The organism is Curvibacter sp. GW821-FHT01G03 (assembly GCF_059422285.1).
In genome coordinates, this window is record NZ_JBWKWP010000001.1 from 408,925 (window position 1) to 427,535 (window position 18,611).

Genomic DNA, 18,611 nt, shown 5'->3' on the forward strand with positions numbered 1-18,611 from the left:
GTCATGGGATCAGCTGGGCTTCTTGACCACCGCGTAACGCGCCAGCGTGCGCTGGCGTGCTTCGTCGTGCTGCACGATGGGCAGCGGGTAGCCCTCACCCAGGCGCAGGCCGGCCGCCTGCAGGTCGATGGGGCGGGCCTGCCAGGGGGCGTGCAGGGCTGCACCCTGCAAGCCCGCCAGTTGAGGCAGGTAGCGGCGGATGAATCGCCCCTCGGCATCGAACTTCTCGCTCTGGCTCACCGGGTTGAAGATGCGGAAATACGGCTGCGCATCGCAGCCGCTGGAGCTGGCCCACTGCCAGCCGCCGTTGTTGGCCGCCAGGTCGAAGTCATTGAGCTGCTGCGCGAAATAGGCCTCGCCTCGACGCCAGTCGATCCCCAGGTCCTTGACCAGAAAACTCGCCACCACCATGCGCAGGCGGTTGTGCATGTAGCCGGTCTGGTTGAGTTGGGCCATGGCCGCATCCACCAGCGGGTAGCCGGTGCGGCCCTCGCACCAGGCCTGGAACTGGGCCTCGGCCTTGGGGCCCTGTTCCCATTCGATGGCGTCGTACTCGGGCTTGAAACTGTTCGTCACCACGCCTGGGTGGTTGGCCAGGATCTGCATGTAGAAATCGCGCCAGATCAGCTCGCTCAGCCAGGTGGCGGCGCCGGTGTCGGCCGGATCGTGGCTGCTGGCCTGGTGGGCCAGGGCTGCCAACTCGCGGATCGAGACGGTGCCAAAGCGCAAGTGGGTGCTCAGGTAGCTGGGCCCCTTGAGGGCTGGAAAGTCGCGCGTGCGCTGGTAGGCCTCCAGTCGGGGGCGGAAGTCGTCCAGCAGCGCGCGTGCGCCGGCCAGGCCCACCGGCAGGCGCAGCTGGCCCAGGTTGCTGGGCTGAAAGCCGATGGACTCCAGGCTGGGCGGTGCGTGGCGCAGGCCCTCAGGCCGCTCGGCCAGGGCGCTGGCGTGGCGTTCCACCGGGTAGCTCTTCAGGTAGAAGGGCGTGATCTTCTTGAGCCAGGCGTTCTTGTAGGGCGTGAACACGCCATACACCGAGCCAGTCTGGGTCAGCACCTCGCGGCGCTCGAAGATCACCTGGTCTTTGCTGGTGTGGAAGGCCATGCCCTGCCGGCTCAGGGCGGTGCGCACCTCGCTGTCGCGCTGCAAGGCGGCCGGCTCGTCGTCGTGGTTGGTGAACACCGCCTGGGCACCCAGGCGCCGGGCCAGGGCCGGCACCTCGTCGCGGGCCGATCCGTGCAGCACGATCAGGCCGGCACCGGCCCGTCCGGCCAGGCTGCGCAAGGCCTCATCGAGCTGGGCCAGGCTTTGCACGATGAAGTCCACGCGCCGGTCCTGCCGCGGCAGGCCGTCAAGGATGTCGGTGTCGAGCACGAACACCGTGTGCACCTGCGCACACTGGCTCAGGGCCTGGTGCAGGCCGGCATTGTCATGGGCGCGCAGGTCGCGCCGGAACCAGAAAAGACCGATCGGGTAAGGCTTGGGCATAGGGACCGTTAAAATCGCGGGATGCCTTCTGATTCTGCCCCCATCAACCTGACGAATCATTTCCTGATCGCCATGCCCGGGCTGGAGGATGAGGCTTTTGCGCGCAGTGTGGTTTACCTGTGCGAGCACAGCGAGCGCGGCGCGCTGGGCCTCATCATCAACAAACCCAGCGATCTCTCACTCAAGGCCTTGTTTGACAAGGTCGATCTGTCTTTGCGTCGGCCTGACCTGTCCGACGCGCCGGTGCTGCAAGGCGGCCCGGTCCAGACCGAACGCGGCTTTGTGCTGCATGACGCCATGGTGGCCGACACGCCCGAGGGCGACCAGTCGGCCTATGCGTCCACCATGACCATCCCCGGGGGGCTCGAAATGACCACCTCGCGCGACGTGCTGGAGGCCTTGGCCACTGGGGCCGGCCCGCGACGGGTCATCGTCACCTTGGGCTACTCGTCCTGGGGCGGTGGCCAACTGGAGTCCGAGCTGGCTGAAAACAGCTGGCTCACGGTCGATGCCGACAGCCGTGTGATCTTCGACACCCCCATCGAACAGCGCTACGACCAGGCTCTGGCCTTGCTGGGCCTGCAGGCCTGGATGTTGTCGCCCGAGGCGGGGCACGCATGAGCACTGCTGACCGCCCCGGCGTTCCAGCGGTTCCTGCCCAGTTCCAATCGTTTCTGGCTTTTGACTACGGCGCCAAGCGCACCGGGGTGGCCGTGGGCAACCGCTTCACCCGTTCGGCCACGCCGCAGAAGACCATTGCGGCTGAGGGCGACCGTCGCTTCGAAGCGATCGGCAAGGTCCTGGCTGAGTGGCAGCCCGATGCGCTGGTGGTGGGCGTGCCTTTTCATCCGGATGGCGCCGAGCACGAGAACACCGTCAAGGCGCGTCGTTTTGCGCGCCAGCTCAAGGGCCGTTACGGCCTGCAGGTGTTCGAGGTGGACGAGCGCTACAGCACCACCGAAGCCCATTCCCTGGGTGCCGCCGATGCCGATGCGGCCTCGGCGTGCATCATTCTTGAACAGTTTTTGAGGAGTCTGCCTTGAGTTCCACCGGAAGCCTGGTGCTGGATGCCGAAGCACTTTACCGCGAGCTGGTACGCGGTGTCCGTTCCCTGATGGGGCCTGAAACCCGCCTGGTGGGCATCACCTCGGGGGGCGCCTGGCTGGTCGAGCGCCTGCAAAAGGAGTTGGGGCTGCCCGGTCAGCCCGGCGTGATCTCGTCCGCCCTGCACCGCGACGACTTTGCCCAGCGTGGACTCAGTTCGGCGGGGCAGACCCTGCTGCCCTTTGACGTCAATGGCGCCGACATCCTGTTGCTGGACGACGTGCTCTACACCGGCCGCACCCTGCGCGCCGTGATCAACGAACTGTTCGACTACGGCCGGCCCGCCAGCGTGCGACTGGCTGTGCTGGTGGACCGTGGCGGCCGCCAGCTGCCGATCCAGGCCGACTACGCGGCGGCCCGTGTGGCCCTGCCTGAGGGCAGCACCCTGGCGCTGGCTCGCAGCGATGCGGGCGGCTTCAGCTTCCACGTCGAACCCGCCTGAGCCCCAGATTTCGCCTGAATCCCACAGGGAATTGCCATGCTCCACAAACGAAACCCCCAACTCAACAAGAACGGCGAGCTGATCCACCTGCTCTCCATCGAAGGCCTGCCCAAGGACATCGTGACCCACATCCTGGACACGGCGGCCAATTTCGTCAGCGTCAGCGACCGCGAGGTCAAGAAGGTGCCCCTGCTGCGCGGCAAGAGCGTGTTCAACCTGTTCTTCGAGAACAGCACGCGCACCCGCACCACCTTCGAGATCGCGGCCAAGCGCCTGTCGGCTGATGTGATCAACCTTGACATCGCGCGCTCCTCGGCCTCCAAGGGCGAGTCGCTGCTCGACACCATTGCCAACCTGTCGGCCATGGCGGCCGACCTGTTCGTGGTGCGGCACAGCGAGTCGGGTGCGCCTTACCTGATCGCCCAGCACGTGGCGCCCCATGTGCATGTGATCAATGCCGGTGACGGGCGCCATGCGCACCCCACCCAGGGCTTGCTCGACATGTTCACGATCCGTCACTACAAGAAGGATTTCTCCAACCTCACGGTGGCCATCGTGGGCGACGTGCTGCACTCGCGTGTGGCGCGTTCCGACATCCACGGCCTGACCACCCTGGGCTGTGCCGAGGTGCGTGTGGTGGGCCCCAAGACCCTGGTGCCCAGCGACATGGCGCAGATGGGCGTGAAGGTGTTCCACACCCTCGAAGAGGGCATCAAGGACTGCGACGTGGTGATCATGCTGCGCCTGCAGAACGAGCGCATGAGTGGCGCGTTGCTGCCGTCCAGCCAGGAGTTCTTCAAGAGCTTCGGCCTGACCGAGGAAAAGCTGCAATTGGCCAAGCCCGATGCGATCGTGATGCACCCGGGCCCGATCAACCGCGGCGTCGAGATCGACTCGGCCGTGGTGGACGGCAAGCAATCGGTGATCCTGCCGCAGGTCACTTTCGGCATCGCGGTCCGCATGGCCGTGATGAGCATCGTGGCCGGCAACGAGGCCTGAGGGAGGAGAGCACCATGAATCTGCTGATCAAGAACGGCCGTGTGATCGACCCGGCTTCGGGCCGCGACGAGGTGGCCGACGTGGCCGTGGCGGCGGGCCGCATCGTGTCCATCGGCGCCGTGCGTGGCGAATTCGCGCCGCAGCGCGTGATCGATGCCACCGGTCTGGTGGTGGCGCCTGGCCTGGTGGACCTGGCGGCGCGCCTGCGCGAACCCGGCCACGAACACGAAGGCATGCTCGAATCTGAAATGGCTGCGGCGGTGGCCGGTGGCGTGACCAGCGTGGTCTGCCTGCCCGACACCGATCCGGTGCTCGACGAGCCCGGATTGGTCGAGATGCTCAAGTTTCGCGCCGAGAAGCTGCACCAGTCGCGCCTGTTCCCCCTGGGGGCGCTGACCCGCAACCTGGCTGGTGAAGTGCTCACCGAGATGGCCGAGTTGACCGAGGCCGGCTGCATCGGTTTCGGTCAGGCCGAGGTGCCCCTGGTCAGCACCCAGGTGCTGCAGCGGGCCCTGCAATACGCCAGCACCTTCGGCTACACCGTCTGGCTGCGTCCGCAAGAGCTGTACCTGGGCAAGGGTGTGGCGGCCAGCGGCCCGCTGGCCACCCGCCTGGGCCTGAGCGGTGTGCCGGTGGCCGCCGAGACCATCGCCCTGCACACCATCTTCGAGTTGCAGCGCAGCACCCGCGCCCGGGTTCACCTGTGCCGCCTCAGCAGCGCCGCCGGCGTGGCCCTGGTACGCCAGGCCAAGGCCGAGGGCCTGCCCGTGAGTTGCGATGTCAGCATCAACTCACTGCACCTGATCGATGCCGACATCGGCTTCTTCGACAGCCGCGCCCGCCTCACGCCGCCACTGCGTCAGCAGCGCGACCGCGACGCGCTGCGCGAAGCGCTGGCCGACGGCACCATCGATGCCCTGGTGTCCGACCACAACCCGGTGGATGAAGACGCCAAGACCCTGCCGTTTGCCGAGAGCGAGCCCGGTGCCACCGGCTTCGAGCTGCTGCTCAGCCTGGCGCTCAAATGGGGCCAGGACCTGGGCCTGAGCCTGCCCCGGGCGCTGTCGGTGCTGACGCGCGACCCGGCCCAGGTGCTGGGTTCGGCGCTGGGCACCCTGCAGGCCAGCGTGGGCCAGGTGATCGAAGGCGGCGTGGCCGACCTCTGCCTGTTCGACCCCGAAGCCGTGTGGCAGGTGCTGCCGCAGGCGTTGCGCAGCCAGGGAAAGCACACCCCGTTTGCCTACGAGCTGACCGGCACGGCCATGCCGGGCCAGGTGCGCTACACGGTGGTGGGTGGCCAGGTGGCCTTCGAGCGCGTCTGAGACGCGGTCACGGTCAGGGCCCGGCGGCGTCATGAACCCCTCCGCTCACCGCCAGGCTGGGGCTTCGAGCCGCTGGCTGCGGGCCCCCAGGGCCGTCTGGCGCCTGGGGCGCGTGCTGCTGCACGTGCTGGCTGGCCTGCACACGGTGCTGCTGCAGTTCCCGCGCCTGGGGCCTGAGCAGCGTGAAATGCGGGTGCAGGCCTGGGCCAGCCGTTTGCTGCAAGTGCTGGGCATCCGCCTGCGCGTCCAGGGTACGCCGGTCGCGCTGGGCCCGGCCCTGCTGGTGTCCAACCACATCTCCTGGCTGGACATCGTGGTGCTGCACGCCAGCCGGCATTGCCGCTTCGTGTCCAAATCCGAGGTGCGGCACTGGCCCCTGATCGGCGCCCTGGCCGCGGCGGCAGGGACCTTGTTCATCGAACGTGCCTCCCGCCGCGACGCCATGCGGGTGGTGCACGACATGAGCGACAGCCTGCGGCGCGGCGACGTGCTGGCCGTGTTTCCCGAAGGCACCACGGGTGACGGTCTGCAGGTGCTGCCATTCCATGCCAATTTGCTGCAGGCCGCGGTGTCGGCGGCGGCACCGGTGCAGCCGGTGGCGCTGAAGTTTGTCACGGCGGCCGGTGGGACGCGCTCACTGGCCCCCTGCTACGTGGGGGACGACACCCTGGTCGGCTCCCTGTGGCGCACGTTGACCAGCGAGCCCATCGTGGCGGTGGTGCACTATGGCGAGCTGCAGCACGCCGGCGGGCGTGATCGCCGCCGCTGGGCGGCCGAGTTGCACCAGCAGGTGAGCCGGCTGGCCGACTGAGTGAGGCCGCGCCTCGAGCGTGCTCAGAACGGCGGCTGATGGCGTCGGCTCGGAGCCTGGGCTCGGAACCTCCGCTCAGATCCAGGCCCGCACATGAAGCCGAGCCCCTCCATCCGGCTGTGGGCCGGAGAAGCCATATTCGATCGGGGCCGAGCAATGGCGAGCCACTTGCAGCCAGGCAGGATCCAGATCGTCCGGGGCCTGGGCCAACGGTGCATGCGCGGCTTCAGTCAGGGCTCCGAACCGATGCCCTGCGGGCGTGTGGTTGGCGAGTTCCTCGGCGCTCATGCGGTGCACGGCCTCCAGGTGCGGGCGCAGCTGTGCCACCCGCTCGGCCGTCAGGCGCCAACTGCAAAGAACCCAGAAATGTTCGCCCACGCCACCGACTGCGATGCGCCCCTGGGGTTCGGTGGCTTCGGGCCCGCGGCTGGCCAACTGACGGGTCAGTTCGATGAAGACGCGCAACAGGCGGTCCTTGGCGGGCTGAGGGGCCTCCATTTCGGCCAGGCGCTGGCGCAAGCGCTGGGTGGCGGCCTGCACCAGTTCGGCATGGAAGGTGCCTGCATGAAAGAACAGCAGGCCAGGGTGCTGGGCGCAGGCGGCGAAGGCCTCCCGGGTGGCCGTTGCATCAGGCCCCATGGGCGCTGTTGCCTGAGCCGTGGCGGTCGTCGTCGCCTGCGCGGTCGGCCATGCGGGTCGCCAGGCCGGGCTGGCGCGCTGCCGTTCAAATGCTTGCATGGGGTTGCTGTTGGCCATCACGAGCGCCATTCTTCGGGCGGCCCGTGACGCCGACATGACGACGGCGCCAGGTCCTTGCGCCGCGTTTCAGGCTGCAGCGCTGGGGACGATCGGGCGAGGCAGTTGCAGGGTGAACCGGGCTCCTTCGCCCGGGCTCGATTGCACGGTCAGCGTGCCACCCATCAGGCCCGCCAGCGCACGCGACAGCGACAGGCCCAAGCCCGTGCCGCCATGCTCGTAACTGACCCGGTCATTGCCCTGGCGGAAGCGCTCGAAGATGGTGTCGTGCAGTTCGGGGGCGATGCCGGGGCCGGTGTCGACCACATGGAAGCTCACCCGGTCTTCGCTGCCTTCCACCTCGATGGTCACGCAGCCTTCCTGGGTGAATTTGAGCGCGTTGGACAACAGGTTGTTGAGGATCTGCTTGAGCCTCAATCCGTCGCACAACAGGGTCTGAGGGGTGCTGGGGGCCAACTGCAATTTGAGATCCAACGATTTCTGTGCCGCGGTGACACTGAAGAAATCCAGCGTGGATTGCAGCAGCTCGGCCAAGGCCACCGGCTCGGGTGTGACCGGCATGGCCCCGGCCTCGACCTTGGCCAGGTCCAGGATTTCGGTGAGCAACTCATTGAGGTGCTCGGCGGCCTTGCGGATCATGCGCGCCTGGTCTTTGAAGCGAGGCTGCTCCAGGCGCATCTCCATCAGTTCGGCAAAGCCGCGGATGCTGGTCAAGGGGGTGCGCAGCTCATGCGAAACCGCGGCCAGGAACTCGCTCTTGGCGCGGCTGGCCGACTGGGCCTGGGCCTCGCTGATCTGCAGCGCATGGTTCGTGTTTTCCAGCTGACGCAGGCTGCGCAGAAACACCCCCGCACCGGCCAGCGAAGCCAGGGTCAGCAAGCCCATCAGTGTCACGGTCACGTTGCGCAGGCTGCGCCAGTCGCTCAAGGCCCCCTCGGTGCTGGTCAGCACGTACACCCGCAAGGGGTAGTCGGCCACCCGGTGGTAGGCCGCCACGCGCTCGACCTTGTCGATGTTGCTGGTGACGATGGACCAGCCGGCCCGTTCGTTCTGGGGCAGACGTGCCATGGTTGAACTGTTCGACAGGGTGGTGCCCATGCCGGTGGGGGTCCCGCCGATCACCCGGGCGCGGACGCTGCGGTCGTTGCCCAGCAAGGTGACGCCGCCTTTGGGCCCCAGATTGACCCCGCTGTAGGATTGCTCGAAGTAGGCCGGGTTGAGTGAAGCCACGATCACCCCCAGAACCCGGCCATCACTGCGCTGGATCTTGCGCGACAGCTGGATGGTCCATTTGTTCGAGACCTTGCCCAGCACCGGCTTGCCGACGAACAGGCCGTCGGGGCTCATCTGCTGTGATGCGTCGGGTACCTTGTCGGGCGCCAGGTGTACTTGCACATGCTCGCGTGCCGACAGATCCACGTGGCCCGTCTTCTCGCCGGTCGGGTCGATGTTGCTGCCTACGAAGTGGCCCTGAGCGTCGATCAACGACAGCTGGGTCAGGATTTGCGGTACCAGGCCGGTTTCATTGGCAAATTGCCCGTAGTCAGCGGGTGTCAGTTCGCCCGCCACGGCGGCATCGCGCATGCGCAGGGTGGCCTGGTCGACCGATGCCAGCACGCGCACGGTCTGCTCCTGCAGCACGCGGGCCAGGTTGGTGTTTTGCCTCACCTCAGCCGCCACGGCATCGCGGGCTTTCAGATCCAGTGTCAGCACCACCGCCACCCAACCGATGGCCAGCAGGGCCAGCACCGACAGGGCCACCATCCAGCTCAGGCGCGAACCCGTGAAACCCCGCATCAAAAGTGAGGGGGGGATCAGAGAGCGGCTGGGAGCGGGTGTCGCCGGGGCTTCGGACATGGTGGCGTTGTGGTTTTTGCCATCATACGGTGCCATATCCGCTCGGCGTCACCGTTTGACCGCTGAGCAACAGCAGGGGCGGTAACGTGGTCCGACTATCGAACAAATGCGGCAGAAATGAGGGTTTTCCAACGCGAGGGGCTGCCCTGTCGCCAACTATTTCTCAGGTCTGACACCCGTGTGGTTGCTGCGGTGCAGCATTTGCTTCAAGATCCAACTCAGCGGCTCGCCTGATCCCGTCTTGCTGGATCAGGGCGGGACCGACCTGAACCCTGTCGCCTGTCCACGGATTTCCGGATCGCCATGCCGAACAAAGCTGCCGCATTCAACATCGACCTGTCCAAGCTGAGCTGCCCGCGTTGTGGGCAGGCGCGGCTGAGCGAGATCGACGAGGCGGTCTACTGCGGCGCCCGGACCAAGGACAAGCATCTGGCCTGGCCCTTGAGCGATCCAGTCGCCTACGCACGTTGCGACAGCTGTTTCCTGGTGCTGGGCCTGCCCGATGCGCGTGAGCCGAAGTCTGCGCGCCAGCCCGATGCGAAAGCCTGAACAGGCCTTGGTGTTCTCAGGCCACCGCCCGTCTTTCGGTGTAACCTGCCGGCCATTCTGATCTGTAAGGATTCTTCATGTCTCTGTTCACCCCTGTGGCCGCCCGTTCGATCACCCGCGCCACCACCTTGCGCGCCCTGCTGGCGTGCGCCTTGCTGAGCCTGGCCCCGCTGGGGCAGGCCCAGCAGGTGCTGCGTGTCACCGCCATCCCCGACGAGTCGCCCACCGAACTGGCCCGCAAGGCTGCACCGCTGATGAAGTACCTGGAAGGCAAGCTGTCCGTGAAGGTGGAGTACACCCCGGTCACCGACTACGCGGCCTCGGTGGAGGCCCTGGTCAACAAGAAGGTGGACATGGCCTGGTTCGGCGGCTTTACTCTTGTGCAGGCCCAGGTGCGCTCCAACGGCAAGATCATTCCCCTGGTGCAACGTGAGGAGGACGAAAAGTTCAAGTCGGTCTTCATCAGCGCCGATCCGGCCATCAAGTCGCTGGCCGATCTCAAGGGCAAGGATGTGAGCTTTGGCTCGCAAAGCAGCACCTCCGGCCATCTGATGCCGCGCAGTTTCCTGTTGCAGGCCGGCCTCAACCCCGAACATGATTTCCGTCGCGTGGCCTACAGCGGTGCCCATGACGCCACCATCGCGGCCGTGGCCTCAGGCAAGGTGCAGGCTGGCGCGCTCAATATTTCGGTGTGGGACAAGTTCGTGGCCGACAAGAAGGTCGACACCAGCAAGGTGCAGGTGTTCTACACCACGCCGCCGTATTACGACTACAACTGGGCCGTGCACGCCGACATGCCGGCCGCCCTGCGCGACAAGATCACCCAGGCCTTCCTGGCACTCAACAAGAACACGCCCGAGGGCAAAGAGGTGCTGGAGTTGCAGCGCGCCACCCGCTTCGTCCCGACCAAGGTCGAGAACTACAAGAGCATCGAGGCTGCCGCACGCAGCGCCGGCCTGCTCTGATGGGCGAGCCACGGAGCCGCACTTGGGCCTGATGATTGAACTCGACCAGATCGGCGCTTTGCACCCAGCGGCGCGTGCGGGCGCGCGTGCCGCGCTGGCTGGTCTGAGCCTGTGCCTCCGAGCGGGTGAACAAGTCGCCGTGATCGGGCCCTCGGGCGCCGGCAAGACCAGTCTGTTGCAGGTGCTGGCCTGTGCCTTGCCGCCGACCACCGGACAACTGAGGTTGGACGGGCGTGACCCCTGGCAATTGCCGCGCCGGCAGTTGCAGCAGTTGCGTGGTCGTCTGTTTCTGGCGCCTCAGGTGCCGCCGCTGCCTCCCCGGCAGCGCGTGGTCACCTCGGTGCTCGCCGGGCGCTTGCCAGCCATGGGCCTGATGGCCAGTCTGGTTTCCTTGTTCCACCCCAGCGACCTGCCGGCGGCATTTGATGCCTTGGAGCACTTCGACCTGGGCGACAAACTGTTCGAGCGAGTAGATCGCCTGTCGGGCGGTGAACGCCAGCGGGTGGGCCTGGCCCGTGCCCTGCTGGCGCCGGCTTCGCTGTGGCTGGTCGATGAGCCGCTTTCGGCTCTGGATCCCACCCGGGCCCGCCAGGCCATGGCGACGCTGCAGGGGGTGGCCCGCGAGCGTGACATCACCTTGGTGGCCTCGCTGCACCAGGTGGATGTGGCCCTGGCCTGCTTTGACCGCATCCTGGGCCTGCGTGAGGGGGGGCTGATGTTTGACCTGCCGGCCGCCGAGGTAAGCCCGGAGCGGCTGGCCCGCTTGTATGCCCAGCGCGAGCATGAGTTGCGTAGCGAGGCCGCGCCCCTCGCTGGCTTGAGCGCCGATGCCCTGGCCGAGCCCGTGGGTCTGTCGTGTCGATGAATCCGGCAGCCCGCCGCGCCCCGCTGCGCGACCCGGCCTGGCCCCGACGCCTGGCTCTTGGCGGCGCCTTGCTGGTGCTGCTGTGGCCGCTGCTGCAGGCCACTGAATTCAAGCCCTGGATCCTGCTGCAGCCCGATTCGCTGGCCTTCAGCGGGCGCTTTCTGGCCAGCTTCTGGCCCTTGGCGGGGGGCGCCGAGTTCCTGAGCCTGCTGGCGCGTGAATCGTGGCGCACCGTGGCCATGGCCACGGTCGGTGTGGCGCTGGGCTGGCTGCTGGCCGTACCGCTCACCTTGCTGTCGACCGCCGCTTTGTCGGTGTCGGCCTTGTCTGGGTGCATGGCCCGAGGGCCGTTCTGGGCCCGCCAGGGCGTGCGCGCGCTGTTGATCGTGCTGCGCAGCGTGCCCGAGCTGGTCTGGGCGCTGGTGTTTGTGCGGGTGGTGGGGCTCGGGCCCACCGCTGGCGTGCTGGCCATCGCGCTCACCTATGCCGGCATGCTGGGCAAGGTCTATGGCGAAATCCTGGAAAGTGGCGAGCAGCATGCCGCCCAGTCCTTGTTGCGCAATGGCGCGGGCCGCCTGCAGGCCTTTTTCCACGGGCTGCTGCCGACCTGCGCGGCCGAGCTCAGCTCTTACACCGTCTACCGTTGGGAGTGTGCGATCCGCTCATCGGTGGTGCTGGGTTTTGTCGGCGCTGGCGGCCTGGGGCAGCAGCTCGACAACTCGATGAAGATGTTCAATGGCGCTGAGGTGGCCAGCATGCTGCTGGTGTTCATGGCCCTGGTGGCCCTGGCCGACCGCGTCAGCGCCGGTTTGCGAAAGCTGCTCGGATGAAGCCTGCCGCCTCGCCCGATTCGCCCCCCGGTCTGCCCTCCAGGCTGCCGGCCCGTCGCCTGTCCGATCTGCAGGCGCCTGCGCCCTGGCGCCGGCCCGGCCTGTGGTTCACCGTCGGTGTGCTGCTGCTGGTCGTGGCCAGCACGGCATCGCTGGATTTGCAATGGCAGCAGTTCCTGTCGCTGGAGGCCCTGCACAGCATGGGCCGCTTCCTGGGGGAGTTTTACCCACCCGACCTGTCGCCCGGCCTGCTGCGTCAGGTGCTGGTGGCCAGTTGGGAGACCTTGGCCATGTCCTTGCTGGGCACCGGGCTGGCGGCGCTGGGCGGCCTGCTGTTGGCCCTGCCGGCAAGCCGGTTGCAAGCGGGTGAGCGGGCTTGGCTGCGGGGGCCGACGCGCTGGCTGCTCAATGCGCTGCGCTCCATTCCCGAGCTGGTCTGGGCCACGCTGTTGTTGATTTCGGCGGGCCTGGGGCCGTTTGCCGGCACCCTGGCCCTGGCCTGTCACACCCTGGGCGTGCTGGGCCGTTTGTTCGCCGAAGCCCTTGAGAACGCCCCTTCGGGCCCGGCCGAGGCGCTGCGCCAGCAAGGGGTGGGGCGGGTGCAGGTGTTGGCCTATGCCAGCCTGCCTCAGGTGCTGCCCCAGTGGCTGAGCTACACCCTGTACCGTTGGGAGAACAACATCCGCGCCGCCGCCGTGCTGGGCGTGGTGGGGGCGGGCGGCCTGGGCCAGTTGCTGGCCTTTCACATGGGCCTGTTCCACATGGGCAAGACGGCCACCATCCTGGCCGCGATGCTGTTGATGGTGGCGGCGGTGGATGCGCTCAGCCTATTGGCACGTCGAGCCTTGATGCGCTGAGGAGGCTTCGCTCAGGCCTGTGACAGGGCCTCTAGCAGGCGCTGGTGCACGCCACCAAAGCCGCCGTTGCTCATGCACACCACGTGGTCACCGGGGCGTGCCGCGGCGCTCACCTGCTGCACCAGGGTGGCGATGTCGGGGGCCGTGTGCGCGCGCTCACCCAGGGGCGCCAGGGCTTCTGCGGCATCCCAGTCCAGGCCCCCGGTGTGGCAGAAGGCCTGTTCGGCACTGGCCAGCGACCAGGGCAACTGGGCTTTCATGGTGCCCAGTTTCATGGTGTTGCTGCGCGGTTCGAACACCGCCAGGATGCGTCCGCCAGCGTCGGTCACCGGGCCCAGGCGCTGGCGCAGGCCGTCCAGCGTGGTGCGGATGGCGGTGGGGTGGTGGGCAAAGTCGTCGTACACGGTGATGCCACCGACCTGGCCGCGAACCTCCATGCGGCGCTTCACGTTCTGGAAGCGTGACAGCGCCTCGGCGGCCACCTCGGCCGGCACGCCCAGGTGGTCGGCCGCGGCCAGGGTGGCCAGGGCGTTGAGTTGGTTGTGGGCCCCGCTGAGGGTCCACTGCACGCGCGCCACGGGCCGGCCTTGGTGCAGCACGGCGAAATCATGGGCTTCACCCTCGGCGGAGAAATCGCTCACCGTGCTGCCAAAGCTGCGCACCTCGCTCCAGCAGCCCTGGGCCAGCACCCGGGTCAGGCTTTCTTCCAGTCCATTGACCACCACACGGCCTTGGCCCGGCACGGTGCGCACCAGGTGATGGAACTGACGTTCGATGGCGGCCAGGTTGTCGAAGATGTCGGCGTGGTCGAACTCCAGGTTGTTCAGCACCGCGGTGCGCGGGCGGTAATGCACGAACTTGCTTCGTTTGTCGAAAAAGGCGGTGTCGTACTCATCGGCCTCGATCACGAAGGCGCTGCATTCCCCCAGGCGCGCCGAGACCCCGAAGTTCAGCGGGACGCCCCCCACCAGAAAGCCGGGTTGCAGGCCTGCCTGGTCCAGCACCCAGGCCAGCATCGAGGTGGTGGTGGTCTTGCCGTGCGTGCCCGCCACGGCCAGCACGTGGCGGCCGTGCAGCAGATGCTCCGCCAGCCACTGAGGGCCACTGGTGTAGCGTGCGCCCTGGTCCAGGATGGCTTCCATCAGTGGGAACTTGGGGCTGCCGTCGTTTGTTCTGGCGCGGCTGACCACGTTGCCAATGACGAAAAGATCCGGTTTCAGAGCCATCTGATCGGCTGAGAAGCCTTCGATCAGATCGATGCCCAAAGACCGAAGCTGATCGCTCATCGGGGGGTAGACCCCCGCGTCGCAACCGGTGACGCGGTGACCCGCCTCGCGGGCCAGGGCCGCCAGGCCGCCCATGAAGGTGCCGCAAATACCCAGGATGTGAATGTGCATGAAACCGATTTTACGTGGGGTCATGCGCCATGTCGGGCGTGGCCTGCGTGGGGGCGGGCTGGCAAGCTATCAAACTGGTAGCGGCGGGGCGAAGCGGCGAAAAAGCGCAAAATGCCCGCTTTGCAATGTCTGCGGTGCGTGTGCTGATGGCCCGCCCGACCCGTCTCCATGGAAAGTCTTGCCTCGGAAATTGCCGCAACCGCTGCCCGCATGGTGGTGGAAGAAGGCCTGGAGTACGGTGCTGCCAAGCGCCGTGCCGTCAAGCAGCTGGGTTTGCCGGCCCGCACGGCCTTGCCCGACAACCTCGCGGTTGAAGATGCGGTGCTGGAGTACATCGAATTGTTCTGTGCCGACACCCAGCCGGCAGAGCTTCGTGCGCTGCGCGAACTGGCCCTGGTCTGGATGGAGCGCATGTCGGAATTCCGCCCACACCTGACGGGGGCGGTCTGGCAGGGCACCGCGACGCGGCTGTCGGACATCCGCATCCAGCTGTTTTGCGATGACCCCAAGTCGGCCGAGATTCGATTGATCGATCACAACGTCGATTACGAGCCGCAGACGGTCCAGGGTTTTCGGGGCGAGCCGGTCGAGGCCTTGTCCCTGGGCTCGCCCAGCAAGGCGCTGGGCGAGGTGATTGGTGTCCATCTGTTGATCTACGACCTGGACGATCTGCGGGGCGCTCTGGTGCCTGATGCCCGCGGGCGTGCGCCTCGGGGCTCTCTGGCCGCCGTTCAGGCCTTGTTGAAGGAAGCTGAAGCATGAGCAATTCCCAGGAGTTGAAATCGCCCGGCGCCGGCCGGCGCCGATGGCTGTGGGCATCGGCCGCGGGCGTGGCTGCGGTGGCCGGAGCGGGGCTGGGCTGGTGGCGCACGCGACCCCAAGGCACGGACGCCCAGGCCGGGGCGGCCTTGTCCGAGCTGTGGGGCCTGAAGTTCGATCGGGCGGGTGGCGGTGAGTTGGTGCTGGCCGATTTCAAGGGCAAACCGCTGCTGATCAACTTCTGGGCCACCTGGTGTCCACCCTGTGTGGAGGAGTTGCCCATGCTGGATCGGTTTCAACGCGAAACTTCGGTCAATGGCTGGCAAGTGCTTGGATTGGCCATTGACCAGCCCAGTTCGGTGGCCCGTTTTCTGAGCCGCACCCCCCTGGGCTTTCCCGTGGGGCTGGCCGGTCTGGGCGGCACCGAACTCAGCCGCGCCCTGGGCAACGAGAACGGCGGCTTGCCGTTTTCGGTGGTGATCGCGGCCGATGGGCGGGTAATACAGCGTAAAATGGGCCAGATCACACCTCAGGAACTGACGGTGTGGACCCAGCCCGGCTGACCGTCGGGCTGTCTTTGAGGCCCCTTTTGCTCAGGGGCCTTTCTGCACACTTCCAGGGTATTTTCTTTGATCTGCCCGAATGAAGTTGTAATTAATTTGTCTGCTGATGATGAGACTTGGCGCTGTTTTGCAGTAAATTCGCGCCTGTTATCGTTTTAGCTGTTGGAGCTTACATGGACCTGCGAAAACTCAAGACCCTGATTGATCTGGTGTCTGAATCCAATGTTTCAGAACTGGAAATCACTGAAGCCGAAGGCAAGGTGCGCATCGTGAAGGGCGGCGGGGCCGTGATTCAGCAAATGGTGGCGGCCCCTGTGCTGGCTCAGCCTGCCGTGGCCGCCGCGCCTGTCGCAGCCGCCGCCGCCGCTCCCGCCGTCGCGGCAGCACCTGCCGGGCATGTGGTCAAGTCGCCCATGGTGGGTACTTTCTACCGTGCCTCCAGCCCGGGCGCCAAGGCCTTTGTCGAGGTGGGCAGCCAGATCAAGGAAGGCGAGACCATCTGCATCATCGAGGCCATGAAGATCCTCAATGAGATCGAAGCCGACAAGTCGGGTACCGTGACCCAGATCCTGGGCGAGAACGGCCAGGCCGTCGAGTACGGTCAGCCCTTGTTCGTGATCGAGTGATCGCATGGGGGTGCCGGGACGGCGGGCCTCTTGGGCCGTCGGCTGTCGGGTGCCCATCCCAGAGATAGTGCACGCGCTGCGTGCGGGGCTCTGCCGCCCCGGGAGCACTGATGTTTAAGAAAATCCTGATTGCCAATCGGGGGGAGATTGCCCTCCGCATCCAGCGGGCCTGCCGCGAACTGGGTGTCAAGGCGGTGATGGTCTATTCCGAGGCCGACCGCGATGCCAAGTACGTCAAGCTGGCGGAAGAGGCCGTGTGCATCGGCCCGGCCCCTTCGCCTCAAAGCTACCTCAACATGCCCGCCATCATCTCGGCAGCCGAGGTGACCGACGCCGAAGCCATCCACCCCGGCTACGGCTTTCTGAGCGAAAACGCCGACTTTGCCGAGCGCGTCGAGAAAAGTGGCTTCCAGTTCATCGGCCCCTCACCCGAGTCGATCCGCATCATGGGCGACAAGGTGTCGGCCAAGCAGGCCATGATCCGGGCTGGCGTGCCCTGCGTTCCGGGTTCCGAGGGCGAACTGCCTGATGACCCGGTGCAGATCAAGCGCATCGCCAAGACCGTGGGCTACCCCGTCATCATCAAGGCCGCCGGCGGCGGCGGTGGCCGCGGCATGCGCGTGGTACACACCGAGGCCGCGCTGGTCAATGCCGTGCAGATGACCAAGGCCGAGGCGGGGGCTGCTTTCGGCAATCCTGCGGTCTACATGGAAAAGTTCCTGCAGAACCCGCGCCACATCGAGATCCAGATCCTGGCCGACAAGCACCGCAATGCGGTCTACCTGGGTGAGCGTGACTGCTCGATGCAGCGTCGCCACCAGAAGGTGATTGAAGAGGCGCCGGCCCCTGGCATTCCACGCAAGCTGATCGAGAAGATCGGTGAGCGTTGTGCCGCCGCCTGCAAGAAGATCGGCTACCGCGGTGCGGGGACCTTCGAGTTCCTGTATGAAAACGGCGAGTTCTATTTCATCGAGATGAACACCCGTGTGCAGGTGGAGCATCCGGTGACCGAGCTGATCACCGGCATTGACATCGTGAAGACCCAGATCATGGTCGCCGCAGGCGAGAAGCTGCCCTTCACGCAGCGCCAGATCGAGATCCGGGGTCACGCCATCGAGTGCCGCGTGAATGCCGAAGACCCCTACAAGTTTGTGCCGTCGCCGGGTCGCATCACCATGTGGCACGCCCCGGGTGGCCCGGGGGTACGCGTGGATTCGCACGTCTACACCAACTACTTCGTGCCGCCGAACTATGACTCGATGATCGGCAAGATCATCGTGCACGGCGATACCCGCGAGCAGGCCCTGGCCCGCATGCGCACCGCCTTGCTGGAGACCGTGGTCGAAGGCATCAACACCAACATCCCGCTGCACCGCGAGCTGATGGTGGATGCCAAGTTCATGGCCGGCGGCACCAACATCCACTACCTTGAAGAGTGGCTGGGCCACCACAAGCGCTGATCGGCCCCGGCTGGCGCCCCTCGCGGGCGGCCGGCCTCCCAAGACCCCAGGAACGCCATGTTTGAACTCCGGCTGCTGTGCCCCGAAGACCACGTTGAAACGGTGAGCGACGCGCTCGATGCGCTGGATGCCCTGAGCGTCAGCGTCGAAGACGCCGATGCCCAGACCGACGCCGAGCAGGCGCTGTTCGGTGAACCCGGCATGCCGCCGCCCAAAGAAGGCTGGCAGCGTTCGCGCGTGATTGCGCTGTTTCCAGACGAGGCCAGCGCTGACGAGGCGGCCAAGTTGCTGCAGTTGCAGGATTTCTTTGCCGACTGCCGTCTGCTGGGGCTGGCCAAGGTGCCGGACGAAGACTGGGTGCGCCTGACCCAATCCCAGTTCTCGCCGGTCGAGATCACGCCTGAGTTCTGGATCGTGCCTACCTGGCACGAGCCGCCAGCGCAGGCCCGCCAGGTGATTCGCCTGGACCCCGGGCTGGCCTTTGGCACCGGCACTCACCCCACCACCCGCATGTGTCTGCGCTGGATCGCGCGGCGACCGGCCACGGCCACGCTGGGTCGGGTGCTGGATTACGGTTGCGGTTCGGGCATCCTGGCCATCGGTGCAGCCAAGCATGGCGCGCAGGCCATCGATGCGGTCGACATCGACGAGGCGGCGGTTCAGTCCACCCACCTCAATGCCGAGGCCAATGGCGTGGCCTTGAACGCTGGCCTGCCGGACAAGGCGCACGGGGTGTACGACACGGTGCTGGCCAACATCCTGGCCACCCCGCTCAAGGTGCTGGCACCGCTGCTGTGCGCCCATGTGGCTGCAGGCGGCTCGCTGGTGCTGGCTGGCATCCTGGAGCGCCAGGCCGATGAGCTGAAGGCCGCCTATGCGCCCTGGCTGCAGTTGTCGGTGGCCGACAGCGAGGACGGCTGGATCCTGATGACCGCGCAGCGTTAAGCCTGCGCCACAGCGGTGG

20 protein-coding genes are annotated in these 18,611 nt (G+C 66.6%); 16 read left to right on the top strand and 4 right to left on the bottom strand.

From position 1 onward, the window contains the following. Positions 1–9 precede the first annotated feature (9 nt). Positions 10–1,485 carry a cryptochrome/photolyase family protein gene (locus AC07VS_RS01885; RefSeq protein WP_494750072.1) on the bottom strand — a complete coding sequence of 492 codons (1,476 nt, stop codon included), beginning with the start codon at positions 1,483–1,485 and terminating at the stop codon, positions 10–12. Positions 1,486–1,506: 21 nt separating this feature from the next. Here AC07VS_RS01885 and AC07VS_RS01890 point away from each other — a divergent pair, with 21 nt between their 5' ends. The 6 genes from AC07VS_RS01890 to AC07VS_RS01915 are packed head-to-tail and all read left to right on the top strand — an operon-like array spanning position 1,507 to position 6,163. Further along, complete coding sequence (locus AC07VS_RS01890) at positions 1,507–2,106, top strand: YqgE/AlgH family protein (RefSeq protein WP_492347111.1); 600 nt, start codon at positions 1,507–1,509, stop codon at positions 2,104–2,106. Further along, complete coding sequence (gene ruvX / locus AC07VS_RS01895; protein ID WP_494656689.1) at positions 2,103–2,528, top strand: Holliday junction resolvase RuvX; 426 nt, start codon at positions 2,103–2,105, stop codon at positions 2,526–2,528. The genes AC07VS_RS01890 and ruvX overlap by 4 nt, the downstream gene beginning before the upstream one ends. Next, positions 2,525–3,031 (top strand): bifunctional pyr operon transcriptional regulator/uracil phosphoribosyltransferase PyrR, encoded by a 507-nt coding sequence (gene pyrR, locus AC07VS_RS01900; RefSeq protein WP_492347109.1) that lies wholly within the window; start codon positions 2,525–2,527, stop codon positions 3,029–3,031. Before ruvX ends, pyrR begins: the two co-directional genes overlap by 4 nt. Before the next feature lie 36 nt (positions 3,032–3,067). Then, positions 3,068–4,030, top strand: a complete 963-nt coding sequence (locus tag AC07VS_RS01905; RefSeq protein WP_019577122.1) for an aspartate carbamoyltransferase catalytic subunit — start codon at positions 3,068–3,070, stop codon at positions 4,028–4,030. Between the two features lie 14 nt (positions 4,031–4,044). After that, positions 4,045–5,352: a dihydroorotase gene (locus AC07VS_RS01910; protein ID WP_492347108.1), complete on the top strand. Its 1,308-nt coding sequence runs from the start codon at positions 4,045–4,047 to the stop codon at positions 5,350–5,352. 31 nt (positions 5,353–5,383) lie between these two features. Continuing rightward, entirely contained in the window at positions 5,384–6,163 is a 780-nt protein-coding gene (locus tag AC07VS_RS01915; RefSeq protein ID WP_494656690.1) for a lysophospholipid acyltransferase family protein, read from the top strand. A 75-nt stretch (positions 6,164–6,238) separates the two neighbouring features. Here the strand turns inward: AC07VS_RS01915 and AC07VS_RS01920 are convergent, their stop codons facing one another. Next, positions 6,239–6,901 (bottom strand): hypothetical protein, encoded by a 663-nt coding sequence (locus AC07VS_RS01920; protein ID WP_494750073.1) that lies wholly within the window; start codon positions 6,899–6,901, stop codon positions 6,239–6,241. A gap of 87 nt (positions 6,902–6,988) precedes the next feature. Continuing rightward, positions 6,989–8,812 carry a sensor histidine kinase gene (locus AC07VS_RS01925; RefSeq protein ID WP_494750074.1) on the bottom strand — a complete coding sequence of 608 codons (1,824 nt, stop codon included), beginning with the start codon at positions 8,810–8,812 and terminating at the stop codon, positions 6,989–6,991. 267 nt (positions 8,813–9,079) lie between these two features. Here AC07VS_RS01925 and AC07VS_RS01930 point away from each other — a divergent pair, with 267 nt between their 5' ends. From AC07VS_RS01930 to phnE, 5 genes are all read left to right on the top strand, one after another. Then, on the top strand, positions 9,080–9,325 hold the full coding sequence (locus AC07VS_RS01930; RefSeq protein ID WP_492347104.1) for a hypothetical protein: 246 nt from the start codon (positions 9,080–9,082) through the stop codon (positions 9,323–9,325). A 77-nt stretch (positions 9,326–9,402) separates the two neighbouring features. After that, complete coding sequence (locus tag AC07VS_RS01935; RefSeq protein ID WP_492347103.1) at positions 9,403–10,290, top strand: putative selenate ABC transporter substrate-binding protein; 888 nt, start codon at positions 9,403–9,405, stop codon at positions 10,288–10,290. 28 nt (positions 10,291–10,318) lie between these two features. Beyond that, positions 10,319–11,155: a phosphonate ABC transporter ATP-binding protein gene (locus AC07VS_RS01940; RefSeq protein ID WP_494750094.1), complete on the top strand. Its 837-nt coding sequence runs from the start codon at positions 10,319–10,321 to the stop codon at positions 11,153–11,155. Beyond that, the gene (locus AC07VS_RS01945; RefSeq protein ID WP_494750075.1) at positions 11,152–11,985 is read left to right on the top strand and encodes a PhnE/PtxC family ABC transporter permease; all 834 of its coding nucleotides are present in this window, start codon (positions 11,152–11,154) and stop codon (positions 11,983–11,985) included. Before AC07VS_RS01940 ends, AC07VS_RS01945 begins: the two co-directional genes overlap by 4 nt. After that, positions 11,982–12,842 carry a phosphonate ABC transporter, permease protein PhnE gene (gene phnE / locus AC07VS_RS01950; RefSeq protein ID WP_492347101.1) on the top strand — a complete coding sequence of 287 codons (861 nt, stop codon included), beginning with the start codon at positions 11,982–11,984 and terminating at the stop codon, positions 12,840–12,842. Before AC07VS_RS01945 ends, phnE begins: the two co-directional genes overlap by 4 nt. 11 nt (positions 12,843–12,853) lie before the next feature. Here the strand turns inward: phnE and mpl are convergent, their stop codons facing one another. Further along, a complete protein-coding gene (mpl, locus tag AC07VS_RS01955; protein WP_494750095.1) occupies positions 12,854–14,239 on the bottom strand; it encodes a UDP-N-acetylmuramate:L-alanyl-gamma-D-glutamyl-meso-diaminopimelate ligase in 1,386 nt (461 codons plus the stop codon). Between the two features lie 168 nt (positions 14,240–14,407). On the opposite strand from mpl, the gene AC07VS_RS01960 reads away from it, so the two are divergent. From AC07VS_RS01960 to prmA, 5 genes are all read left to right on the top strand, one after another. Beyond that, a complete protein-coding gene (locus AC07VS_RS01960; RefSeq protein ID WP_492347100.1) occupies positions 14,408–15,001 on the top strand; it encodes a hypothetical protein in 594 nt (197 codons plus the stop codon). Continuing rightward, on the top strand, positions 14,998–15,561 hold the full coding sequence (locus tag AC07VS_RS01965; protein WP_492347099.1) for a TlpA family protein disulfide reductase: 564 nt from the start codon (positions 14,998–15,000) through the stop codon (positions 15,559–15,561). Before AC07VS_RS01960 ends, AC07VS_RS01965 begins: the two co-directional genes overlap by 4 nt. 173 nt (positions 15,562–15,734) lie before the next feature. Next, entirely contained in the window at positions 15,735–16,187 is a 453-nt protein-coding gene (gene accB / locus AC07VS_RS01970; RefSeq protein WP_492347098.1) for an acetyl-CoA carboxylase biotin carboxyl carrier protein, read from the top strand. 110 nt (positions 16,188–16,297) lie between these two features. Then, a complete protein-coding gene (gene accC / locus AC07VS_RS01975) occupies positions 16,298–17,647 on the top strand; it encodes an acetyl-CoA carboxylase biotin carboxylase subunit (protein WP_019577108.1) in 1,350 nt (449 codons plus the stop codon). A 57-nt stretch (positions 17,648–17,704) separates the two neighbouring features. Then, positions 17,705–18,592, top strand: coding sequence for a 50S ribosomal protein L11 methyltransferase (gene prmA, locus AC07VS_RS01980; RefSeq protein ID WP_492347097.1), 888 nt, complete (start codon positions 17,705–17,707; stop codon positions 18,590–18,592). Positions 18,593–18,611: the final 19 nt, after the last annotated feature.

Coding starts and splice junctions, on each gene's coding strand:
- AC07VS_RS01935 (WP_492347103.1), top strand. CDS start 9,403: ATGTCTCTGTTCACCCCTGTGGCCGCCCGTTCGATCACCCGCGCCACC.
- AC07VS_RS01885 (WP_494750072.1), bottom strand. CDS start 1,485: ATGCCCAAGCCTTACCCGATCGGTCTTTTCTGGTTCCGGCGCGACCTG.
- AC07VS_RS01890 (WP_492347111.1), top strand. CDS start 1,507: ATGCCTTCTGATTCTGCCCCCATCAACCTGACGAATCATTTCCTGATC.
- prmA (WP_492347097.1), top strand. CDS start 17,705: ATGTTTGAACTCCGGCTGCTGTGCCCCGAAGACCACGTTGAAACGGTG.
- AC07VS_RS01945 (WP_494750075.1), top strand. CDS start 11,152: ATGAATCCGGCAGCCCGCCGCGCCCCGCTGCGCGACCCGGCCTGGCCC.
- accB (WP_492347098.1), top strand. CDS start 15,735: ATGGACCTGCGAAAACTCAAGACCCTGATTGATCTGGTGTCTGAATCC.
- mpl (WP_494750095.1), bottom strand. CDS start 14,239: ATGCACATTCACATCCTGGGTATTTGCGGCACCTTCATGGGCGGCCTG.
- ruvX (WP_494656689.1), top strand. CDS start 2,103: ATGAGCACTGCTGACCGCCCCGGCGTTCCAGCGGTTCCTGCCCAGTTC.
- AC07VS_RS01915 (WP_494656690.1), top strand. CDS start 5,384: ATGAACCCCTCCGCTCACCGCCAGGCTGGGGCTTCGAGCCGCTGGCTG.
- AC07VS_RS01905 (WP_019577122.1), top strand. CDS start 3,068: ATGCTCCACAAACGAAACCCCCAACTCAACAAGAACGGCGAGCTGATC.
- AC07VS_RS01965 (WP_492347099.1), top strand. CDS start 14,998: ATGAGCAATTCCCAGGAGTTGAAATCGCCCGGCGCCGGCCGGCGCCGA.
- phnE (WP_492347101.1), top strand. CDS start 11,982: ATGAAGCCTGCCGCCTCGCCCGATTCGCCCCCCGGTCTGCCCTCCAGG.
- AC07VS_RS01920 (WP_494750073.1), bottom strand. CDS start 6,901: ATGCAAGCATTTGAACGGCAGCGCGCCAGCCCGGCCTGGCGACCCGCA.
- AC07VS_RS01960 (WP_492347100.1), top strand. CDS start 14,408: ATGGAAAGTCTTGCCTCGGAAATTGCCGCAACCGCTGCCCGCATGGTG.
- accC (WP_019577108.1), top strand. CDS start 16,298: ATGTTTAAGAAAATCCTGATTGCCAATCGGGGGGAGATTGCCCTCCGC.
- AC07VS_RS01930 (WP_492347104.1), top strand. CDS start 9,080: ATGCCGAACAAAGCTGCCGCATTCAACATCGACCTGTCCAAGCTGAGC.
- AC07VS_RS01925 (WP_494750074.1), bottom strand. CDS start 8,812: ATGGCACCGTATGATGGCAAAAACCACAACGCCACCATGTCCGAAGCC.
- AC07VS_RS01910 (WP_492347108.1), top strand. CDS start 4,045: ATGAATCTGCTGATCAAGAACGGCCGTGTGATCGACCCGGCTTCGGGC.